The sequence below is a fragment of the uncultured Brevundimonas sp. genome (assembly GCF_937870815.1).
Lineage (GTDB): Bacteria > Pseudomonadota > Alphaproteobacteria > Caulobacterales > Caulobacteraceae > Brevundimonas.
Genome location: NZ_CALMZS010000220.1, coordinates 1 through 3,086, shown reverse-complemented (window position 1 = coordinate 3,086; position 3,086 = coordinate 1). Strand labels below are relative to the sequence as shown.

Annotated in this window: 2 protein-coding genes and 2 pseudogenes; 1 reads left to right on the top strand and 3 read right to left on the bottom strand. The window is 68.1% G+C overall.

Translation table 11 applies throughout. From position 1 onward, the window contains the following. From Q0588_RS15490 to Q0588_RS15480, 3 genes and pseudogenes are all read right to left on the bottom strand, one after another. Positions 1–370: pseudogene (locus tag Q0588_RS15490) on the bottom strand (M23 family peptidase); the annotation flags it as partial. Positions 371–604: 234 nt separating this feature from the next. Next, positions 605–982: a DUF305 domain-containing protein gene (locus Q0588_RS15485; protein ID WP_298748047.1), complete on the bottom strand. Its 378-nt coding sequence runs from the start codon at positions 980–982 to the stop codon at positions 605–607. Positions 983–1,044: 62 nt separating this feature from the next. Further along, positions 1,045–2,268, bottom strand: a pseudogene (locus tag Q0588_RS15480) (heavy metal translocating P-type ATPase); the annotation flags it as partial. On the opposite strand from Q0588_RS15480, the gene Q0588_RS15475 reads away from it, so the two are divergent. Then, the coding region (locus Q0588_RS15475) for an LCP family protein (RefSeq protein WP_298748044.1) at positions 2,206–3,086 on the top strand (881 nt) is incomplete at its 3' end. The pseudogene Q0588_RS15480 and the gene Q0588_RS15475 sit on opposite strands and share 63 nt — an antisense overlap.

The window sequence follows — 3,086 nt, the reverse complement described above, 5'->3', positions numbered from 1 at the left end:
CCGTCTCGAAGCGTTGACCGGGCCGGAGGTCGCGCACGTCCAGAGCGCGCCCAAGGGTGTCGATCAGCGTTCGCGTTTCTCCCGCCCCGATCCCTGTGCGCTGCACCGCCTGTTCGAACGTCTCACCCTTGCGGATCTCCACGGGAACCGACTCCGGAATCGTCAGTCCGGCCGGCGCACCCGCGCTCGCCAAGGCCTTGGCCTCGAGAACCCTTGCCTGTGCCGGCGACAGTGTGACCGGGACCCCGGCCTCGGCCGTCACTGGCGGCTGGACCCGTCCCGCCAACAGCGCCACGGTCATGGCGGCCGCGGCGGTCAGGACATGCGGCGCGAAGCGCGCTGGCCGGGTGCGGGGATCGAACGGAGACATGGAGTCCAGGGCGGCGGCGACGCGGCGACGCGTCCGGAAACTTGCAGGGCCGGGGCTCCGCGGCGCAGCGCGAGCGATCAGCAGACCGTCATCGCGGCTTTGACCCGAGCCAGCCCAAACAATATTGCCGCGGACCGCTTGTCATTCAAGCACTTGCGGGTGCAGCGCCGGAGGCCACATCGTCGCACCATGCGTCCTCGGCGGCGGACCCCGAGCGTTTGCCGACCACCGGCGTCAGGACCTGACGTCGGTCTGCGCGGCGTCCTCGTGGCGGGCCAGCAGGATTTTCATCCGGATGATCTCGGCCTCCTGGGCGGCGATGATCTCGCGGGCGAGGTTCTGGACGTCCGCGGCCTCGCCGTGCTCGACAGCGATCTTCGCCATGGCGATGGCGCCTTCATGGTGCGCGATCATGCCGCGAAGGAAATCAACGTCGGCATCGCCCGTATAGGCGATGGCCATGCCCTGGTGCATCCGGTCGCTCGCTGCCCGATAGGCCTGCGTGGAGGGAGCCTCGCCCGGCGTCGCGCCCTGGGGCTGATGAGCAGCGACATCCCGGGCCGATGACGGGGGCGCCGCCTCTGACGCAGGCCGTGACCGTCCCGACAACATGCCAAAGGCGAAGGCCGACAGTGCGAGGAAGAGTGCGATGACGGAAACCCATCCGATCCGCTTCATGACGTTTTTCCGTTCGGGTCTGGATTTGCGGCGGCCGCCACGCCGTCCGGGGAGCCTGCTCGGCGGGTCGGGTCGCGGTAGCCGAGGAGCCTGAGGGCATTGAATACGACCAGAAGGGTCGAGCCCTCGTGCATGGCCACAGCGGGTCCGATGCCAAGTCCGAAGATGGTGGCGGGCACGAGGAAGGCCACCACCCCGAGGCTGACGACGAGGTTCTGCAGGATGATGCCGCGAGTCCTGCGGCTCAGACCCACAGCGAACGGCAACTGCGCCAGATCGTCGGACATCAGGGCGACGTCGGCGGTCTCCAGGGCGACATCGGAACCGGCCGCGCCCATGGCGATGCCCACGGTTGCGGTGGCCATGGCGGGGGCGTCGTTCACGCCGTCCCCGACCATGGCGATCTTGCCCTCGGCGCGCAGTCGCTTGATCGCCTCCACCTTGTCCTCAGGCATGAGGTCGCCCCAGGCTTCGGACAGGCCGACTTGGCCGGCGATCGCCTGGGCCGCCTTCTGGTGGTCTCCGGAGATCATGATCATCCGCGACACGCCCAGAGCGCGCAGGGCCTCCAGCGTGGCGCGCGCTGCCGCTCTCGGCGTGTCCAGCAGGCCGATCACGCCAAGGTCGCGTTCGCCCCGGCGCACGACCATCAACGTGCGGCCCTCCAGCCGGAGCCGCGTCACGGCCGCCTCCGCCTCCTTGCCGAGGGGAGCCACGCCGTCGACGCCGAACATCTCGGGCTTGCCTATAATGATCGTCGCGCGCTCGAGCCGAGCGGTGACGCCCTTCCCGGTCAGGCTCTTCAGATCAGACGCCGCGGCGATCGCCGCACCGTTGAGCCGTTCCAGACCGTCGCGCGCGATCGCCTCCGCCAGGGGATGGTCGCTCAGTCGCTCGACGGCGACGGCGGTCGTCAGGAGGTCGATGTCCTTCGCGCCGCCCACGGGAACGATGTCGGTGATGCGGGGGCGTCCTTCCGTCAGGGTGCCGGTCTTGTCGAACGCGATGGCGTGGAGCGATCCGAGGTTCTCCAGGGGCGCGCCCCCCTTGATCAGCACGCCGGCCCGGGCCGCCCGCGCGACGCCCGAGAGAACGGCGCTGGGCGTGGCGATGGCGAGGGCGCAGGGGCTGGCCGCCACCAGGACCGCCATGGCCCGATAGAAGCTGTCGCGGAACGGCTCGTCGACCACGACCCACGCAAAGAGGAGGACGAAGGCGAGGCCGGCGTCCGCGGCGGCCCGCCCGGCGACCTGTACGTCGAGATCCCGGAGATTTCCGATCACTACGGCATCACCCATGGAAAGCTGAATCAGGCTTATCTTTACGGAAACAGCATCTTCAAATATTACGATGGCCCCGGCGAAGGGCTTGGCCTGCTCGCCCTCACCCTCGAGCATAACTTCGGCGCGCGCATAGATCATTCCGCGGCAGTCAACCTGCAAACCTTCGTCAGAATCGTGGATGCGCTCGGCGGCATAGACATCAGCCTGCCTGCCGTCATTGATGGGCGCGTGCGCAACTCCACCGACTCAAATCGTTACTTCCCCGCCGGTCCCCAACACTTGAACGGCTATCGCGCCATGCTCCTCGCGCGCATGCGCCCAAATGGCGACCTCGCCCGCAGTCACACCCAGGACCTCATCCTGCAAGCGCTCACCGCCAATCTCGCACGTGGCGAACAAAGCCTGGTTTTTTTGAACCGTCGCGGCTACGCACCGACTTTGTATTGCACCGTTTGCGCGTGGGTGTCGCCGTGCCCGCGCTGCTCGGCGCGGCTGGTGTTGCATCGCAGCGGGCAGCGTCTTAAATGCCATCATTGCGGGCACGAGGCGCGCATTCCAACCGCCTGCCCGAGCTGCGGGAACGCCGATTTGAAAGCGCTGGGCCAAGGTACGCAACGGCTGGAAGAAACGCTCACCGCCGCGCTGCCGCAGGCACGCATCCGCCGCATCGACCGCGACACGATGCGGCCGCGCGCGTGGGCGGAACTCGGCGAGGATTTACGCAGCGGGCAGGTCGATATTCTGGTCGGCACGCA

Excerpts from the sequence above, each read along its gene's own strand:
- Q0588_RS15485 (WP_298748047.1), bottom strand. The coding sequence starts at position 982 with ATGTTGTCGGGACGGTCACGGCCTGCGTCAGAGGCGGCGCCCCCGTCA.